19 protein-coding genes are annotated in these 17178 nt (G+C 37.1%); 16 read left to right on the top strand and 3 right to left on the bottom strand.

Features of this window, described 5'->3' with window-relative positions; genetic code table 11:
* Window positions 1–2 precede the first annotated feature (2 nt).
* From spoVAEA to lysA, 3 genes are all read left to right on the top strand, one after another.
* Window positions 3–581 carry a stage V sporulation protein SpoVABEA gene (gene spoVAEA / locus JOC76_RS04560; RefSeq protein WP_205176412.1) on the top strand — a complete coding sequence of 193 codons (579 nt, stop codon included), beginning with the start codon at window positions 3–5 and terminating at the stop codon, window positions 579–581.
* The gene (locus tag JOC76_RS04555) at window positions 565–2055 is read left to right on the top strand and encodes a spore germination protein (protein ID WP_205176411.1); all 1491 of its coding nucleotides are present in this window, start codon (window positions 565–567) and stop codon (window positions 2053–2055) included. The genes spoVAEA and JOC76_RS04555 overlap by 17 nt, the downstream gene beginning before the upstream one ends.
* A gap of 167 nt (window positions 2056–2222) precedes the next feature.
* A complete protein-coding gene (lysA, locus tag JOC76_RS04550) occupies window positions 2223–3527 on the top strand; it encodes a diaminopimelate decarboxylase (protein WP_205176410.1) in 1305 nt (434 codons plus the stop codon).
* 836 nt (window positions 3528–4363) lie between these two features.
* Here the strand turns inward: lysA and JOC76_RS04545 are convergent.
* Window positions 4364–5227: a DUF1002 domain-containing protein gene (locus JOC76_RS04545; protein WP_205176409.1), complete on the bottom strand. Its 864-nt coding sequence runs from the start codon at window positions 5225–5227 to the stop codon at window positions 4364–4366.
* 370 nt (window positions 5228–5597) lie between these two features.
* Here JOC76_RS04545 and JOC76_RS04540 point away from each other — a divergent pair, with 370 nt between their 5' ends.
* Window positions 5598–5948, top strand: a complete 351-nt coding sequence (locus JOC76_RS04540) for a GNAT family N-acetyltransferase (RefSeq protein WP_205176408.1) — start codon at window positions 5598–5600, stop codon at window positions 5946–5948.
* A gap of 22 nt (window positions 5949–5970) precedes the next feature.
* Here JOC76_RS04540 and JOC76_RS04535 read toward each other — a convergent pair whose 3' ends face one another.
* Entirely contained in the window at window positions 5971–6492 is a 522-nt protein-coding gene (locus JOC76_RS04535; protein WP_205176407.1) for a DUF309 domain-containing protein, read from the bottom strand.
* A 159-nt stretch (window positions 6493–6651) separates the two neighbouring features.
* Window positions 6652–6738, bottom strand: a complete 87-nt coding sequence (locus tag JOC76_RS04530) for a YjcZ family sporulation protein (protein WP_205176688.1) — start codon at window positions 6736–6738, stop codon at window positions 6652–6654.
* 200 nt (window positions 6739–6938) lie between these two features.
* On the opposite strand from JOC76_RS04530, the gene JOC76_RS04525 reads away from it, so the two are divergent.
* The 12 genes from JOC76_RS04525 to ccsB all read left to right on the top strand — a co-directional run bounded on the left by JOC76_RS04525 (window position 6939) and on the right by ccsB (window position 17175).
* A complete protein-coding gene (locus JOC76_RS04525) occupies window positions 6939–7694 on the top strand; it encodes a segregation/condensation protein A (RefSeq protein WP_205176406.1) in 756 nt (251 codons plus the stop codon).
* Between the two features lie 2 nt (window positions 7695–7696).
* Window positions 7697–8284: an SMC-Scp complex subunit ScpB gene (gene scpB / locus JOC76_RS04520; RefSeq protein ID WP_205176405.1), complete on the top strand. Its 588-nt coding sequence runs from the start codon at window positions 7697–7699 to the stop codon at window positions 8282–8284.
* A 97-nt stretch (window positions 8285–8381) separates the two neighbouring features.
* Window positions 8382–8801 carry a hypothetical protein gene (locus JOC76_RS04515; RefSeq protein ID WP_205176404.1) on the top strand — a complete coding sequence of 140 codons (420 nt, stop codon included), beginning with the start codon at window positions 8382–8384 and terminating at the stop codon, window positions 8799–8801.
* Window positions 8802–8830: 29 nt separating this feature from the next.
* Window positions 8831–9319 (top strand): YpuI family protein, encoded by a 489-nt coding sequence (locus tag JOC76_RS04510; protein WP_205176403.1) that lies wholly within the window; start codon window positions 8831–8833, stop codon window positions 9317–9319.
* Window positions 9320–9435: 116 nt separating this feature from the next.
* Window positions 9436–10326 (top strand): superoxide dismutase, encoded by an 891-nt coding sequence (locus JOC76_RS04505; RefSeq protein ID WP_205176402.1) that lies wholly within the window; start codon window positions 9436–9438, stop codon window positions 10324–10326.
* A gap of 152 nt (window positions 10327–10478) precedes the next feature.
* A complete protein-coding gene (locus JOC76_RS04500; RefSeq protein ID WP_205176401.1) occupies window positions 10479–11627 on the top strand; it encodes a D-alanyl-D-alanine carboxypeptidase family protein in 1149 nt (382 codons plus the stop codon).
* Window positions 11620–12207 (top strand): nucleoside recognition domain-containing protein, encoded by a 588-nt coding sequence (locus JOC76_RS04495; RefSeq protein WP_205176400.1) that lies wholly within the window; start codon window positions 11620–11622, stop codon window positions 12205–12207. Before JOC76_RS04500 ends, JOC76_RS04495 begins: the two co-directional genes overlap by 8 nt.
* Before the next feature lie 6 nt (window positions 12208–12213).
* Window positions 12214–12750: a spore maturation protein gene (locus JOC76_RS04490; protein ID WP_205176399.1), complete on the top strand. Its 537-nt coding sequence runs from the start codon at window positions 12214–12216 to the stop codon at window positions 12748–12750.
* 232 nt (window positions 12751–12982) lie between these two features.
* Window positions 12983–13720: a 23S rRNA pseudouridine(2605) synthase RluB gene (gene rluB / locus JOC76_RS04485; RefSeq protein ID WP_205176398.1), complete on the top strand. Its 738-nt coding sequence runs from the start codon at window positions 12983–12985 to the stop codon at window positions 13718–13720.
* 97 nt (window positions 13721–13817) lie between these two features.
* Window positions 13818–14342: a thiol-disulfide oxidoreductase ResA gene (resA, locus tag JOC76_RS04480; RefSeq protein WP_205176397.1), complete on the top strand. Its 525-nt coding sequence runs from the start codon at window positions 13818–13820 to the stop codon at window positions 14340–14342.
* 22 nt (window positions 14343–14364) lie between these two features.
* A complete protein-coding gene (resB, locus tag JOC76_RS04475) occupies window positions 14365–15987 on the top strand; it encodes a cytochrome c biogenesis protein ResB (RefSeq protein WP_205176396.1) in 1623 nt (540 codons plus the stop codon).
* Window positions 15988–17175 (top strand): c-type cytochrome biogenesis protein CcsB, encoded by a 1188-nt coding sequence (gene ccsB / locus JOC76_RS04470; RefSeq protein ID WP_205176395.1) that lies wholly within the window; start codon window positions 15988–15990, stop codon window positions 17173–17175.
* Window positions 17176–17178: the final 3 nt, after the last annotated feature.

Genomic DNA, 17178 nt, shown 5'->3' with positions numbered 1-17178 from the left:
GTATGAGTATTCGGAGGCGCGTCATATTAATTACTGACGGTGATGAATATGCCAAAAGGGCTGTTGAACATGTTGCCAAAGAGATAGGCGGGCGTTGTATTACCAGTTCCTATGGAAATCCTTCCAAATTAACAGGCCCAGAGATTGTAAAATTAATTAAAAAAACACCACATGATCCAGTGTTAGTGATGTTTGATGATAGCGGGATTGTAGGGGAAGGTGCAGGTGAATCAGCTTTAAAATATGTTGCAACACACAAAGATATTGAAGTTTTAGGAGCCATTGCTGTTGCAGCAAGGTCCAGGCATGAAGAATGGACAAGGGTTGATGTAAGTATTGATCGCGATGGAGTCCTAACTCCTTATGGTGTTGATAAACATGGTATACAAGAACTAGAAATTGGGAGGATAAATGGTGATACTGTTTATTGTCTTGATGAATTAAATATCCCCATTATCGTAGGAGTGGGTGATATTGGCAAAATGGCTCGACGGGATTCATACAAAACTGGTTCCCCAATAACAAAAAAAGCTGTTGAACTCATACTTGAAAGGAGTGGCTTTCATGTCAAGGAACAATGAGCAAAAATGGTCAATCCCCCAATCCGTAAATGAAATTGAAAATTATATGAAGCAAAGAGTGGGATTAGGCATAAGCTTTGACTTAGGTGTTAGAAAGCTGAAAGTCCTTAAAAATGATGTCCATATCTATTACTGTAATGGACTTTGTGATACACGTTTTATTATCGAACTAATTGAAGAACTTGTAGAACTAAATGATCATGAAAAGCATTCTGCCGATATATACAAACTAGTCTATAATCGACTCGTTAATCAATCTGTATCACCTGTCGAGACACTTGAGGATTTGGTTACTTTTGTGTTATCAGGTCAAATTGTTGTTGTCATGGACGGAGTTGGGACAGCGTTAGTAGTTGATGTAAGAAGCTATCCGGGTCGGTCACCTCAAGAACCTGATACTGAAAAGGTTGTTCGTGGAGCAAGGGATGGGTTTGTTGAGAATATCATTCTAAATACTGCTTTAACTAGAAGAAGAATTCGTGACGAACGTTTACGCTTTGAAATGATTAGAGTAGGTGAAAGGTCCAAAACTGATGTGGCCATCGGTTACCTAGAGGATGTTGCTGATGCTGATTTATTAAATATATTAAGAAAAGAATTACAGGCTATTGAAGTAGATGGAATTCCTATGGGGGATAAAACCATTGAAGAATTTATCGTAAAACAAGGATGGAATCCCTTTCCAATGGTTCGATATACAGAAAGAGCCGATGTTGCTGCTGCACATATTTTAGAGGGGCACGTTATTATTTATTGTGATACCTCACCAAGTGTCATTATTACGCCGACAACTTATTTTCATCATGTTCAGCATGCAGAAGAATTTCGGGAATCACCGGCGATGGGCACCTTTGTTAGGTGGACACGGTTTGTAGGAATAATAGCATCGCTAATCTTACTTCCGCTTTGGCTATTATTTGTTGTAGAACCGTCATTACTGCCTAAAGAGATTGCCTTTATTGGACCAAATAAGCATACGCATATACCAGTGGTAGTTCAATTGATTTTAGCTGATTTGGGCATTGAATTTTTAAGAATGGCAGCCATACATACTCCAACACCATTATCAACGGCTATGGGCTTAATTGCTGCCGTCCTGATTGGACAAATAGCAATTGATGTAGGACTATTCGTCCCTGAAGTCATCCTGTATGTTGCAGTAGCAGGTATAGGCACCTTTACTACTCCAAGTTATGAATTGGGAGTAGCCAATAAGATTGCCAGAATCATTTTGATGATTTTAGTAGCCTTTTTCCATACACCCGGATTTATTATAGGCTGTACTTTAATGTTTTTATTTGTGGTAAGATTACGTGCGCTTAACACCCCATACTTTTGGCCATTTCTTCCTTTTGAACCGAAAGGATTTTTGCAGATCCTTATTCGTCGAGCAATTCCAGGCTCCTTGTTGAGACCCAGTATTGTTCGACCTCGAAATCGCTTTCGGCAGCCGCCAGGTTCAAACAGGAAATAAAATCTGTAATTTATAATTGCAGTTTTTAATAAGGTATGCTAAGTTTATTTTATTTAAATAAAAGTTAAGAAGTTTAAAAAAATAGGCAGTATCTTATTCGATTCTGTCTATTTATTTTTGAGAATGTCTCATAGACTAAAGTAGTGTAATGGAGAGAGGGAGAGGGAATGTATTTTTACGGATCAACAGGAGTAAACAAGAACGGGCATCTGGAAATAGGTGGAGTTGATGCTGTAGAGCTAGCACAGCAATTTGGAACTCCTCTTTATGTTTATGATGTAGCCCTGATGAGAGAACGGGCCCGGGGATTTAAAAAAACGTTTGATGATTTAAATGTTACGGCCCAGGTAGCGTATGCTAGTAAAGCATTCTCAACTGTTGCAATGATACAGCTGGCAGAAGAAGAAGGTTTATCACTAGACGTGGTATCTGGCGGAGAATTATACACGGCAATAGTTGCAGGTTTTCCAGTTGAGAGAATTCATTTTCACGGAAATAATAAAAGCAGAGAAGAACTTGAGATGGCTTTAGATCACAACATCGGCTGTATTGTCGTTGATAACTTTACAGAACTAGAACTATTAAAAGTATTGTGCCGAGAGAAAAATGCGAATGTCAATATTCTTTTAAGGGTGACCCCAGGTATTGAAGCGCATACCCATGACTACATCTTAACCGGTCAGGAAGATTCTAAATTCGGTTTTGATCTTCAGAACGGTCAGGCTGAAGAGGCATTAAAAATAGCGATAGCATGCAGTTCTTTTAATGTTCTTGGACTTCATTGTCATATAGGTTCACAAATATTTGAAACGACTGGGTTCTTAATGGCAGCCCAAAAAATAGTTGAAAAGCTTGAAAACTGGAAAAAGAAATTTTCTTTTGAAGCTAAGGTATTAAATTTAGGTGGAGGCTTTGGAATCCGTTATACAAAAGAAGATGAGCCGATTCTTCCATCACAATATGTTCAAGAAATTATTACTGAAGTGAAACAATTAGCCGAACAGTATTCCTTGCAAATGCCTGAAATTTGGATTGAACCGGGCCGTTCGCTTGTCGGCGATGCCGGTATTACCTTATACCAAGTTGGTTCATCAAAGGAAGTTCCAGGTGTTAGAAAATATTTAGCAGTTGACGGGGGAATGAGTGATAATATCCGCCCTGCTCTTTATCAAGCAAAATATGAAGCAGTTCTCGCCAATAAACCATTAGCAAAAGCAAATCAAACCGTCTCTATTGCCGGAAAATGCTGTGAATCAGGTGACATGTTAATCTGGGATTTACCGCTTCCTGAGGCAGGAGAAGAGGATATTTTAGCAGTGTTTTGTACGGGAGCGTACGGTTATTCTATGGCCAACAATTATAACCGAATCCCTCGCCCAGCTGTTGTGTTTGTAGAAAACGGAAGGGCCACACTTGTCGTAAAAAGAGAATCCTATGAAGATTTAGTTCGATTGGATTTGCCGTTAAAATAACGAAAAGTTTCATCCATTAAGATATAAAAGTAGAAAAGCTGCTTTTTATTGCAGCACCTCAGATTGATTGTCGAGAAAGGGTATTTTTCTCGGCAGTTTTTTTTGTCAGAATCTAAATATCAAATTTATTGATTATCCCTCAATTGGGCCTGTTGATTTCCACTCCGGGCAATTGATTTCCGCGAGGAGATCCTGAACCTCTTCGGTGCTTTCAGCGACTGCGGGGTCTCCAGTGACCTCTTTATCCCGTAGGAGTCAAGTGCCCTCCGTTCGAATCAACAGGAAGGCAAATTATTCTAAAGTATGGCTAGGCACTTTTGCTAACCTTACGAGAGTAATTTACATCCGTAACAATATTACCACTATAATAGGTTTGAACTTTTCAAAGAAGAAATGAAAAATCAGTAAATTTATTAATCAAACGAAGAAAGGTAGTCGTCTGGAACTAATTCATCAATTCATACAAATTCATATTCACTTTGGGCTAGACTTTTTTAGCTTAAACATTGAATTCACCGCGTCATTTTAAAATTTATTAGTTTAGTTGAAGCCTTATTTGAAACACTCTGTTGATTGGCGCGGAAGGCACGTAGACTCCTGCGGGAATACGGGGCAGGGGAGACCCCGCAAGAGCGAAGCGATGAGGAGGCTCACCGGCACGCCCGCGGAAAGCGTAGTGCCTGGAGCGCCAATCAACAGACTTGTTGATTAGCCATATACAAATAAATTTTATAACAAATTAACGCGGAAACTTGTTAAAGTAATTGATTAAAATAAGAGGCTGTCGAGTTTCCGACAGCCTGATCTGCCGTTTATTGCGGCAGCTTTTATTCTCTTTATGAGAATATCGATTTAATCGTATCAAACAACCATATAAAAAACTGTTTAAACTTTTCTAAAAATCCCTGACCTTCATCGGATTGCAGGAATTTCGATATTTGGTCTTTTGCTTTATTAAGCTGGTCACTAACTTGATTCCAGTTAATATTTAAATCGATTAGTTTATTAAAAAAGTCCATTAAACTCTGCATTTGTGCATCTGTTAGGGTAACATTTAGATCTTTAGCAGCTTGTTCAATTATGTTTTTTAACTCTGCATCGTTACTTGGCTTGTTTTTAGCAATTTCCTCTTTTACCTTTGCAATTAATGCAGCTGCATTCTTATCCCCAATTGCATCGCCCAACTTTGCTGTTTCTACCATTTCTTGATTGGCTGCTTGCTTAACGTCTTCAGGAATGGTTTCTCCAGCAGAAATTTCATATGCCTTAATAATTCCTGTTAAAGCAGCCGTTCCAGATACAGAAATGGGTGCAGTAATATAGATATTTGCGTCCTTCACGCCTGCCGTAATCAGGGCGTTAATATACATCTCATCTGTTACCCAGTTAATATTTTTCGTCTTTACGGTAATGCCTGCACCCTGTGCAGCAATGGTAATGGCAGATGAAGAAATCGCCCTAGTACCAATGAGTGATTTTGAAATATACTTTCCTAAATATTGATATTCTTCTTGATTTGACACCGTAACAATTTGTACATCGGCTGGTGCACCCATCTCTGTTAATAAACTCTCTTTTTGTGCTTCTGTTAAATTCTCTCCTAAAGTAACAATCATATCACCTTCAGCCATGTCAGCAAAGCTATGGATAGGAAAAAGGCTTATAAGTAATGCAAGTAGTAAAATGAGTGTTTTTTTCAACTTTATGCCTCCTTGAAGTGTGAGACTAATGGTAAATTATCATCATCAGCCTTTTTAATAATATAACCGAAACGTTGGATAGAAACGAAGTATTTTGTCCGGAAGTTCCGCAGTTTCGAAAACTTCATGGAGATTCAGCCACATTTAAAAGAGAAAATAGATTATTTTTGTTATTTAGTGTAGAATGGTGGACAGGATAAGAGATTCTAATTAATGATTGCCCATTATTTATGTATGATGCTGTTTGTTGAAACATTGTAATTTTAAATTACATATAATGAATAAATGTTTATTATTCGGTGATTAGGAAAAAATAAACTAATGTTAAACCTAGATGAAATCGGTTTATTTAATATAATGAGGGATTAAAATGTTAATTCGATACAAGAAAACTTTCGAAAAAATTGCCATGGGTCTATTGTCCTTTATGCCGACTGAAAAGGACTTAAAGAAGCTCCAGTCAACCATGAAGGAATATGAAACGGAGGATGATTGGCAACTTTTTCTTTGGAAGGAAGAAGATATTATTGGACTGCTTGGGGTCCTTTTTGACCATTCTGCCAATACCATTACTGTTCAACATATCTCTGTAAACCCTTCACATCGCTTCCAAGGTATAGGAAAAAAAATGGTGAAGGCACTAAAAGAGATGTATCCGGATAAAGTAATAATTTCGAATGAAACCACCGCTCCGTTTATTGAAAAATGTGATGTTTGTTAGAGTACTAAAAGAAGGCAACAGTTCATTCGTTGCCTTTTCTTAATTTTAATGACTGAATTCTTTCTTCGATCACACTCGTACGATCTCTAGAAATGTGGCGATGAACAAGATTGTTATTTAGAATATCGCTTTCTTTTCCCCAATCAAAGCCATTCTTTTTACATAATTTCTTGCCTGATTCCAATAAAGACCTATCATAAATAGGCAGGTTAAAACTGTTATACTTTTGGTGGTTTGTAATCATGTTTAATCGTTCTATTAATAAAACACTAAGTTTTTGGGGCTCTAATCCAAGTATGGATACATGATTTGGATTGGACTCAAAAATCGTTATGGCCTTTTCTAACGTTCTTTTCGCCCCATTAAAGTTATTTCTTCGATGGTGGTAGGTGGATACTGCTAATAAGATAAGACCAACCCATATGGAGGTTTTATTTTTTTTATCGTTTTTTTTCCAATATTCCTCGAGTATTTCGTGGCATTCAAAATAATCCCGGTCACCATGGAAATGAGCTAAAAATTGGATATATTCTTTTGGGTACAAGAGATCACCCCTTATCAGATAATGTATATTTAGTGTACCATATTGAACATATTCCTTTAACTAATAAAAAAAGACCTGCCGAAATTGACAGGTCCCTCTTGTTTTTGTTTTACTAATTGTTTGGCAAGCGTCTCCAAAGGGCGCTGAGACTAGAACTTCTTAGTAAACCCAGGAAGCACCAACAATAATTAACAAAATGAATAAAACAACGATTAAAGCAAAACCGCCACCAAATGCTCCATCCATAAGAAAGACCTCCTTGTAAGTTTTTGTTCTTTACCTTGTCATCATATGTAGGAAATTTGTCCATTGTTATGGGCAATCATCCCGTTTTCTGGATAAAGCCAAGGAAAGGGTGATTTTTCTATTGGATAACAAACTTGAATCCTCTATACTAATATTAGTTATGAAACAATGTTAATTTTTTTAGAATTTTGGTGAATGAAATGCCTTATCAGGTAAAAATTGATGCTTTTGAAGGGCCTTTGGATTTACTCCTCCATTTAATTAATCGGCTCGAAATTGATATTTATGATATTCCGGTTGCTGAAATTACAGAGCAATACTTACTATATATTCAAACCATGAATGAACTTCAACTTGATGTTGCCAGTGAGTTCTTAGTGATGGCTGCAACATTACTTGCGATTAAGAGCAAAATGCTCTTGCCGAAACACGAAGAGGTACTAGATGAAGAAGAATCAGAGATGGCTTATGAGGACGATCCAAGAGATGAACTTGTTGAACGCTTAATTGAATATCGAAAATATAAAGAAGCAGCTCATGATTTAAAGAACTTGGAAGAGGAACGCGGGCTTATGTACACCAAACCTCCTAGTGATCTCTCCGATTTTACCAAGGAGAGTACCCCTGTTGAGACCGAATTAAATGTCTCATTATACGATATGCTTGCGGCCTTTCAAAAACTGTTACGCAGAAAGAAATTACAGAGACCAATGGCAACAAAGATTGCCCGGCAGGAAATTTCAATCGAAAGAAGAATGACCGAAATATTAACTGAATTACATCAATTAAAGGGTAGGAAAAACTTTAATGACTTATTCCCATCCGCTGCTAAAGAACATATCGTTGTAACATTTTTGGCGATATTGGAACTAATTAAGCGAAAAGCTATTGATGTTGAGCAGAAAGAGAATTTTGGTGACATATTTGTGGAAGCTGTTAAGGAAGGGGCAAATTAAAGTTGGATATTATTAATTGGAACAGCATTTTAGAAAGTCTATTATTTGCCGCTGGAGATGAGGGATTATCACTAAAACAACTTGCGGAGGTATTAGAGGTAGATGAACTGCATGCAAGTGAACTGATAGAGAATTTGCGACAGGCTTATGAGCGGGATGACCAAAGAGGAATTATGATCGTTCAATTGGCAGGAACCTTTCAGCTCGCCACGAAAAAGGAAAATGCTGCATACCTAAAAAAATTGGTAGATTCTCCTCATACATCAACTTTGTCACAGGCCGCGTTAGAAACATTAGCAATCATTGCTTATAAACAGCCAATCACTCGTGCTGAAATTGAGGAAATCCGTGGAGTAAAAACGGAGAGGCCACTCCATACCTTAATGGCAAAGGTCTTAATAAAAGAGACTGGTAGAGCGGAAGGAACAGGAAGAGCCATTTTATATGGAACAACAAAAGAATTTCTGGACTATTTTGGTTTGAAGAATTTAAAAGAACTGCCGCAGCTGCCTGAAAAAGTGGAAGAAGAATTTATCCAAGAGGAAGCAGATTTATTTTTTGAGAAATTTCAGGAAACAATTAACTCTTAACTAAATCTTTGGCAGGAATTTATGCTAAAATAAATATAATATAGTCTAAGCTTGAATTTTTTATTGTTTCAGCCAGTTGATAAGGAGAGGAATTCCATTGCTGATCAAAGAGTGTAAGGGATATGAATTGGAGAAAGAAAAATCAAATACTTCAGAAGATTTTTTTAACAGAAGTGAAGTTACGTTCGTGGAAGATGGACAAGAAAGAACACTTCATGTTTTATATGTAAGGTATTTTGATGAGCTCTTTCAAGAGTTTACTCCGTACAAGCAAAATCCTATTATAAATCATGGAACCAATGAAGTTTATTTTAAGGATATTGTTGCACTTGTTTGTCTTTTGAAAAATCCAGGTCTCCAAAACAGAAAAAGATTATATATTAATTCAAAATACGAATTTGCTTCTTATTTTCAAGATATAAATTATAATAAATTACCTGAAGTGTTTTTAGGAATTCAGCAAAATAAAGAGTATGAACTTCAATCACCACTTGAGTTTATTGGCCAGCCACAATAATAAGCAGGAGAAATAATAGGAGGGTAATTATGGCAAACACACTTGTGAAAACACAGCTTAACGATGTAAAAGAATTTTTAACAAAGTCAATTCTAACTTTAGAGGATTTTTTAAATGAAACACCTATTTCACAGTTAAATACAGATAATGAAGAAGACCGGGCTTATGTTAAATTAATACTGGCGAACCTTAGAAAGTTGGTTGTTTATAGTGAAGAGGGTTTAGAAGCCTGCTCTGTCCTTTTACAAAGTGAGCCATTTCAAAAAGCAGCTGCCGAAAAAACCCTTTATAAGATTTATCACCAATGTATTGAAGAGTTTTTCTCGCCAAAGAATGATTCATGGTTTGAAAATAGTCGATCAGCATATACTGGCAGAAATTCTATTAAGTTTTATCGTAACGTTTCTGATAAAATATCAGAATTGATTAAGAGTTTAGAGAGTGATTTTCAGAGAATTAGGGAAGAACTTGAATACTATGAAACAGATTACAGAACAAAGATGATTCAATCTAAATAAATATATGGCGTTTATAAAGGACTGTTCCGCGCTGGAACAGTCTTTTTCGTTCTTATTATGTATTGTCCCACATACCATTATCATGAATTACTTTAGACAGGAATGAGGGAATGATAATGGGGCGTTTTAGCCAATATGTTAACGATTTATTTGTTTGGAACGAGCAAATGAAACAATTTCTTCAATCTGAACAGGTAGGACGAGATATGGAATTATGGGATAATCTCGATGAATTTACTGAATTAATCGAGGGTACAAATCGGGAGTTATCAAACGAAGAGCTGCTTAGTCTACAAGGAAAGGCTGAAACCATCCATCAGCAAATGGAAGATTATTTTAGGAATAAACAAGAAATCGGTAAGATTTGGGTGGTAGAAAAATCACTACCGCCAGGTGGACATACTTTACCGGAACTTCCTTACGCGTATAACGCCTTAGAACCATATATTTCTGAAGAAATCATGAGACTGCATCATGATAAACATCATCGTTCGTATGTAGATGGATTAAACCGTGCTGAACTAAATTTGAAGAAAGCAAGGGAAACCAATGATTTTTCACTTATTAAGCATTGGAGCAGGGAACTTTCCTTTCATGGGTCAGGGCATTATTTGCATACGATTTTTTGGCGAAACATGAGTCCGAATGGCGGAGGAAGTCCGACAGGTATTTTAAAAGGAGAGATTGAAAAGTACTTTGGGAACGTTGATACCTTTAAACGACAGTTTTCCGAAGCTGCTAAGCAAGTTGAGGGAGTAGGCTGGGCTCTATTGGTCTGGAGTCCAAGGGCAAGACATTTGGAAGTACTCCAATCGGAGCGCCATATGATTCAAACACAATGGGATACGATTCCATTACTTGTCCTAGATGTTTGGGAGCACGCTTATTATCTGCAATATAAAAATAATAGAAGTGAATATGTTGATAAATGGTGGAATCTTGTCAATTGGCATGACGTTGAAATTAGGTACGAAAAAGCAGCAGATATTAAATGGCCTGCATTCTAATGGAATTGCGAGTTTTCTTTATTAATAGTCATAACATGGCTCGTCCCGCATAAACTTGTACAAATAATAAAAGCGGAGGCGCCTGGCATAAAGAAAACCCTAGGCGCTGCAGCAGACTAGTTGACAGACATAAAGGAGACGAGGTTAATCTGATGAGAATGATTTCAAAGCTTGTAATGATATCCCTCATAATCTCACTATTGATCGGAAACATTCCTCATAAGGTTGATGCTTCCGTTGGTGTAAGTGCTGCGAGTGCCGTGTTGATGGAACAAAAATCGGGGCGGGTCTTGTTTGAAAAGGATGCACATACAAAGAGAAGAATCGCTAGTATAACGAAAATCATGACAGCCATCCTGGCAATCGAATCGGGAAAGATGGACAGGTACGTAACGGTAAGTGAACAAGCAACACGGGCTGAAGGGTCTTCCGTGTATTTAAAACCTGGAGAAAAAATTAAACTAAAGGATTTAGTTTACGGATTAATGCTAAGATCTGGAAATGATACGGCTGTTGCAATTGCTGAATATGTAGGAGGAAGTGTTGATGGCTTTGCCTATTTAATGAATCAAAAGGCAAGGGAAATAGGGATGGTTGATACCCATTTTGCAAATCCTCATGGTCTCGATGACCATGAAGATCATTATTCATCAGCCTATGACATGGCTCTTTTAATGCGATATGCCATGCAGAATAAAACATTTCAAACAATATCGGGCACAAAGGTCTATCGTGCCCCTAACCCAACCGAAGATTGGGATCGAGTTTGGAGGAATAAAAATCGCCTGCTTACCAAATATAAATTTGCAACAGGCGGAAAAACGGGATACACAAAACTTGCCAAAAGGACCCTTGTCACGACTGCAACAAAAGGAGATATGGACTTAATTGCTGTAACCTTAAATGATTCTGATGATTGGAATGATCATATTTCAATGTACGAAAACGGTTTTAAAAGCTATGATATGGCAGAGGTATTACCGAAAGGAAAAGTGGACATTTCCAAGGATAAACTTTATAAAGGCCATTTATATCTCAAAAAGACAATTGTGTATCCGGCAACCAGTGAGGAAATGGAGCAATTTTCTATTAAATATAAACTAGAAAAACCGCGTAAAAATTTACTCGCTTCCCGCAGTGAAGCCATTGTAGGTAAGGCTGAAATTTATTTGGACGGAAGAGTAGTGCAAGAAGCTCCCATTTATTTTGAGAAGGTTATGAAGAAAGAGAAAAAAAAGAGTTTCTTTCATTCAGCAGAAGATATGTTTATTTCATTCATTGGTGTGAACGTCAATGGTTAACTATATATGGGTAGCTATGACGATATTTGGAATTATCTTTGCGCTTATAAACGGAAACATGGAGGCAGTAAATAAAGCAGTATTTGATGGAGCTAAGGAAGCAGTTACATTATGCATTGGGCTAATCAGTGTACTTGTTTTTTGGCTTGGTATGATGCGAATTGCAGAGGAATCGGGACTCCTACATAAACTCACAAGAGTTTTCAAGCCATTAGTAAAGCTGTTATTTCCTGAGGTACCTGCCAATCACCCTGCAATGGGGTATATTTTATCAAATATGATTTCTAATATGTTTGGATTAGGTAATGCGGCAACCCCTCTTGGTATTAAAGCAATGGAAGAACTAAAAAAATTAAATGGAGGAAAAGATAAAGCTTCAAGAAGCATGGTAACCTTCTTAGCTATTAATACAGCCAGCATTACCATCATTCCGACTACAGTTATTGCAATAAGAATTAATTATCATTCCTCTTCCCCAACAGAAATTGTTGTTCCAACCATTATAGCTACTGTTCTTTCCGCAATAAGTGCCATACTGATTGATCGTTATTTTCATTCTCGTAGAAGTCGAAAAGGATGATGAGGAATGGGGTTCATATCGAATATTTCACTAACGTTTATCCCTTTGTTGATTGGCTTTATACTATTATATGGAACTTATAAACGAGTGCCGACCTATGAGAGGTTTGTTGAAGGTGGCAAAGAGGGGATTAAGATTGCAGTATCGATTATTCCTTTCTTAGTCGGGATGCTTGTTGCGATTTCTATCTTCCGTGCATCTGGTGCATTAGATGCTTTAATGAACTGGCTTAGGCCATACATGAAAGCAATCGGGGTTCCGGCTGAAATTGTCCCATTACTGATCATTAGACCTATTTCAGGAACAGCAGCACTAGGTATGACGAGTGATTTAATTGCTGTTTATGGTCCAGATACTTTTATTGGTCGACTTGCATCGATACTTCAAGGAAGTACAGATACCACCTTTTATGTTTTAACTGTCTATTTTGGTGCAGTTGGAATTAAAAAGATGGGGGATGCATTAAAGGTTGGACTATTAGCAGATGTGGTTGGAATTATGGTTTCCATTCTAGTAGTGGTCCTTATATTTGGCACCCAATAAATTTTACGACTTAGGCTTTGCTCTCCTCGGGGCATGCCTTTTTTTGTTACTATTTTTTATAAAAATATACTTTTGCATTAATCACATTCTTTTTTCACTTAATTAATACCCGTTACTTTGAAAAGTGATGAAATTGTGTCATAATTCATAAGAATAGTGAATTTTACTAGATAGAATTTTTCTTTTAACTTACTATGAGTCAACTACAAACAGAATTTTTGAGGTGAAATAAATGGAAAGATTGCAAAAGGTGATCGCTCGTGCGGGGATTGCTTCAAGAAGAAAGTCAGAGGAATTAATTAAAGAAGGTAGAGTAAAAGTTAATGGCAAAGTGGTAACAGAATTAGGCTTGAAAGTATCTCCTTCAGATAGAATTGAGGTTAATGAAGTTCAGATTGAAAAAGAGGAACCTGTTTATTTTCTTCTCTATAAACCTAGAGGCGTTATTTCTAGTGTAAGCGATGACAAAGGAAGAAAAGTAGTAACTGATTTTTTTTCACATTATAAAGAAAGAATTTTCCCTGTTGGCCGTCTAGATTATGATACATCAGGATTATTGCTTTTAACAAATGACGGGGAATTTGCTAATTTACTGATGCACCCTAAGAACGAAATCGACAAAGTTTATGTTGCTAAAACAAAAGGAATTCCTTTGCGAGAAAACTTAAGGAAATTAGAAAAAGGAATCCGACTCGAGGACGGTAAAACAGCTCCTGCAAAAGTTAAGCTTCTTTCTGCCGATAATAAGAAACAAACAGCAATTGTTGAAATTGCCATTCATGAAGGTCGAAATCGCCAGGTGAGAAGGATGTTTGAAGCAATTGGTAATGAAGTCTTAAAATTAAAACGTGAACGATATGGATTTTTGACATTAAGTGGCTTAAAAGCAGGGGAAGCAAGAGAATTGACTCCACATGAGGTAAAGCAGCTAAGGGCTTTTGCCATGAATCAATCAAACAAAAATTCTTGAGGTGTCACCTATTAATATCTTGCATGATCGTTGGACATTAGATAACAAATCTATTTTTTAGACAAACAGTGCCAGAAGATGTACTGGAGGGGAAACTATGAAAAAACGGCGATTAGTAGTTCGAACGATTATTTTACTTATATTAGGTGCTGCTGTTGCCTATTCACTTTATGAAAATCTAACTAAAGATACTAAATTAAAAGTTGCGGTTGGGGACCAAGCACCGGATTTTGCCTTAGTCGATATGCAGGGAAATAAACATCGCCTTTCCGATTATCGAGGGCAAGGAGTATTTTTAAACTTTTGGGGAACATGGTGCCCTCCATGTAAGAAGGAAATGCCATATATCAATAATCAGTATGAGCAATTTAAAGATAAAGGTGTTCAAGTTTTGTCAGTTGATATTCAAGAGCCGGAACTTGCTGTAAATCAATATGCTGAAAGGCTTGGGCTGAATTTCCCAATCATGATTGATACTGAAAAAGAAGTGATGAATGTATATGGTGTCGACCTTTTACCGGCAACATTCCTAGTGGACAAGAATGGGAAAGTCGTAAAATATTACACTGGAGAACTAACTGAAAATAAGGTAAAAGAATTTATGGAGCAAATAAAACCTTAAGGGACCAGAGGGAGATTTTACAATGAACGATGTTAAATGTGAATGCGGTCATGTAAACCCGCATGGAACCGTGTTATGTGAAGCTTGTGGAAAGGTGCTTGATGAGAAAGAAAAAGATAATAAAGAACTTCTTGACATGCGCTATGAGGGGAGTGCACGCCGTTCACAAACATACAATAAGACCATTATTGATAAAATTTGGAACTTTTTTTCATCAGTCAAGGTAGGGATATGGCTAATTGTGATTACTTTAGTTGCATCCACGCTTGGAACCATTCTTCCGCAAGAAATGTATATCAATTTGCCTCCTGAAGTCTATTATCAGCAAGAATATGGCTGGTTTGGAAAATGGTATTACAAATTAGGCCTGGATGACTTATATGGATCATGGTGGTATTTATTACTTATAGCAATGATCGGTATTTCATTAGTCATTTGTAGTCTTGACAGGGTCGTCCCTCTATACAAAGCCCTAAAAGCTCAAAGGGTAACACGACATGAAGGTTTTTTAAAACGACAGCGGCTTTTTGGTGTGTCGGAGTCGGCAGATGAGCAGGATTGGTCTGTCATCAAGAACCATTTAAAGGGAAGACATTATCAGATTCGAGAAGAAAATGGAGATTTGCTGGCAGAAAAGGGCCGTTTTTCTCGCTGGGGTCCCTATATAAATCATGTGGGTTTGATTATTTTCTTAATAGGTGCGATGCTTCGTTTTATCCCGGGATTTTATGTTAATGAAGACCTGTGGGTTAAGGAAGGTGAAACTGCTGTTGTCCCTGAGACTAATGAAAAGTACTACATAAAAAATAATCAATTTATTCTTCAGCACTACGATAAAAACAAAGATAAAACGTTTCAAAAAGCCATCGAAGAAGCTGGTCAAGTGGTGAAAAACTACCAATCCAATGTGGTTTTATATGAACGGACAAGTAAAAAACTTCCAGGGGAAAAACCGAAATTAAAAAAGCTTAAGGAATATAAGATTAGAGTTAATCACCCATTGGAATTTAATGGATACTCTATTTTTCAGTCATCTTATCGCAGTGAGTTAAAATCAATGACCTTTGTGTTGGCAAATAAAAAGACGGGTCAGACTTTTGGAATGGTTAAAATTGATTTGGAAGACCCAAAAGCTAAATATGATCTAGGGAATGGTTATTCCGTCAAATTAATGAATTATTTTCCAGATTTTGAATTTGATCAAAATGGTGAGCCTTCAACTAAATCGCGGTTACCTAATAATCCTGCTTTTGTGTTTGAGATGACCACACCAAATAGTCCAAAACCTGAAACAAGTTTTGTTGCAATTAAGCAGACAATTGAGCCATTTGGAGAGAACACGTTTAAAATGGCTTTTCAAGGGATTGAAACCAAAAATGTCTCTGGATTTACGGTTCGAAAGGATTCGTCCTTATGGGTCATTACTTTAGGTGGGATTATCTTTATGATTGGTGTAATCCAAGGGGCCTATTGGAACCATCGCAGAATTTGGATTCAGAATAAAAATGGCCAAGTATGGATTGCCGCTCATACTAATAAAAATTGGTACGGTATAAAAAGGGAACTTGAGACGGTTTTAAAAGATACTAAGCTATGCATCCCTGAAGATCAACAAAAAGATAATTTGGATAAGGAGGGAGTCTAGTTGGCAACAATAAGTAGTGATTTATTATTTATTGCGTTTATTCTCTATTTAATTGCTACACTATTTTATGGCGGATCAATTAAATTGAAAAATGGAGCGAGTGAAAAAGAAGGAACGAACTCATGGGGGAAAATTGCAGTATCTTTAACAATTGTTGGTTTTATTTCTCAGCTCGGATATTTTATTACTAGATGGATTGCGGCTGGGCATGCTCCAGTCAGTAATATGTTTGAGTTTACCACCTTTTTTGGAATGGCCCTAGTAGGCGCATTTATTGTTATTTATTTTATTTATAGAACAACTTTACTTGGTTTATTTACAATGCCTATTGCAATCTTAGTTATTGCTTATGCAAGTATGTTCCCAAGAGAAATTACCCCATTAATTCCTGCCTTACAGAGTTATTGGCTTCATATTCATGTAACCACTGCGGCAATGGGAGAAGCCATCTTAGCTATAAGCTTTGCTGCGGGATTAATTTATCTCGTTAAGGCCATTGATCAAACAAAGGCAAACAAAAGAACCTTTTGGCTTGAAATGGTGATGTTTGCACTTGTAACAGTACTAGGATTTGTAGCTGTTTCAACTGTCTTTGTAGCTTTAGGCTACAGTGAAAAATTTAACTGGGTAGATAAACATGATACTCAAGTAGCTGTGGAGTATAAGATGCCCGCCATTACGGGACCTCATAAAGGGGAATTAGTAACAAAGGATGGGTTTAAACCATTGGTTGACATGCCTGCAATCATAAATGCCAAAAAGTTGAATACAGTTATCTGGTCTTTATTTGGGGGCTTGTTACTTTATGGAATTATTCGCGCCGTGTTACGAAAACGAATTGCTGCTGCACTAAAACCGCTTGTAAAAAATATTAAACTTGATTTTGTTGATGAGATTAGTTATCGCTCCGTTCTTATCGGTTTCCCCGTATTTACACTTGGGGCACTAATCTTTGCAATGATTTGGGCGCAAATGGCCTGGTCAAGATTCTGGGGCTGGGACCCAAAAGAAGTTTGGGCCTTAATCACTTGGCTTTTTTACGCAGCTTTTTTACATCTTCGTCTTTCAAAGGGCTGGCATGGTGAAAAATCTGCATGGCTTGCTGTAATTGGCTTTGTTATCATCATGTTTAATTTAGTTGCCGTTAATCTAGTAATCGCTGGTCTTCATTCTTATGCAGGGTCATAGCGA

Origin of the sequence: Neobacillus cucumis (assembly GCF_016908975.1) — a bacterium.
GTDB classification, from domain to species: Bacteria; Bacillota; Bacilli; order Bacillales; family Cytobacillaceae; genus Neobacillus; species Neobacillus cucumis.
Note: the sequence above shows the minus strand (reverse complement) of the source record. Positions and strands in the feature narration are given on the sequence as shown.

Bases quoted from the DNA above. Each gene is read 5' to 3' on its own strand.
- JOC76_RS04500 (WP_205176401.1), top strand. From the start codon at position 10,479: ATGAGAATGATTTCAAAGCTTGTAATGATATCCCTCATAATCTCACTA.
- JOC76_RS04525 (WP_205176406.1), top strand. From the start codon at position 6,939: ATGCCTTATCAGGTAAAAATTGATGCTTTTGAAGGGCCTTTGGATTTA.
- rluB (WP_205176398.1), top strand. From the start codon at position 12,983: ATGGAAAGATTGCAAAAGGTGATCGCTCGTGCGGGGATTGCTTCAAGA.
- resA (WP_205176397.1), top strand. From the start codon at position 13,818: ATGAAAAAACGGCGATTAGTAGTTCGAACGATTATTTTACTTATATTA.
- spoVAEA (WP_205176412.1), top strand. From the start codon at position 3: ATGAGTATTCGGAGGCGCGTCATATTAATTACTGACGGTGATGAATAT.
- JOC76_RS04530 (WP_205176688.1), bottom strand. From the start codon at position 6,738: ATGGATGGAGCATTTGGTGGCGGTTTTGCTTTAATCGTTGTTTTATTC.
- JOC76_RS04505 (WP_205176402.1), top strand. From the start codon at position 9,436: ATGGGGCGTTTTAGCCAATATGTTAACGATTTATTTGTTTGGAACGAG.
- JOC76_RS04490 (WP_205176399.1), top strand. From the start codon at position 12,214: ATGGGGTTCATATCGAATATTTCACTAACGTTTATCCCTTTGTTGATT.
- JOC76_RS04555 (WP_205176411.1), top strand. From the start codon at position 565: ATGTCAAGGAACAATGAGCAAAAATGGTCAATCCCCCAATCCGTAAAT.
- resB (WP_205176396.1), top strand. From the start codon at position 14,365: ATGAACGATGTTAAATGTGAATGCGGTCATGTAAACCCGCATGGAACC.
- JOC76_RS04495 (WP_205176400.1), top strand. From the start codon at position 11,620: ATGGTTAACTATATATGGGTAGCTATGACGATATTTGGAATTATCTTT.
- JOC76_RS04540 (WP_205176408.1), top strand. From the start codon at position 5,598: ATGTTAATTCGATACAAGAAAACTTTCGAAAAAATTGCCATGGGTCTA.
- JOC76_RS04510 (WP_205176403.1), top strand. From the start codon at position 8,831: ATGGCAAACACACTTGTGAAAACACAGCTTAACGATGTAAAAGAATTT.
- lysA (WP_205176410.1), top strand. From the start codon at position 2,223: ATGTATTTTTACGGATCAACAGGAGTAAACAAGAACGGGCATCTGGAA.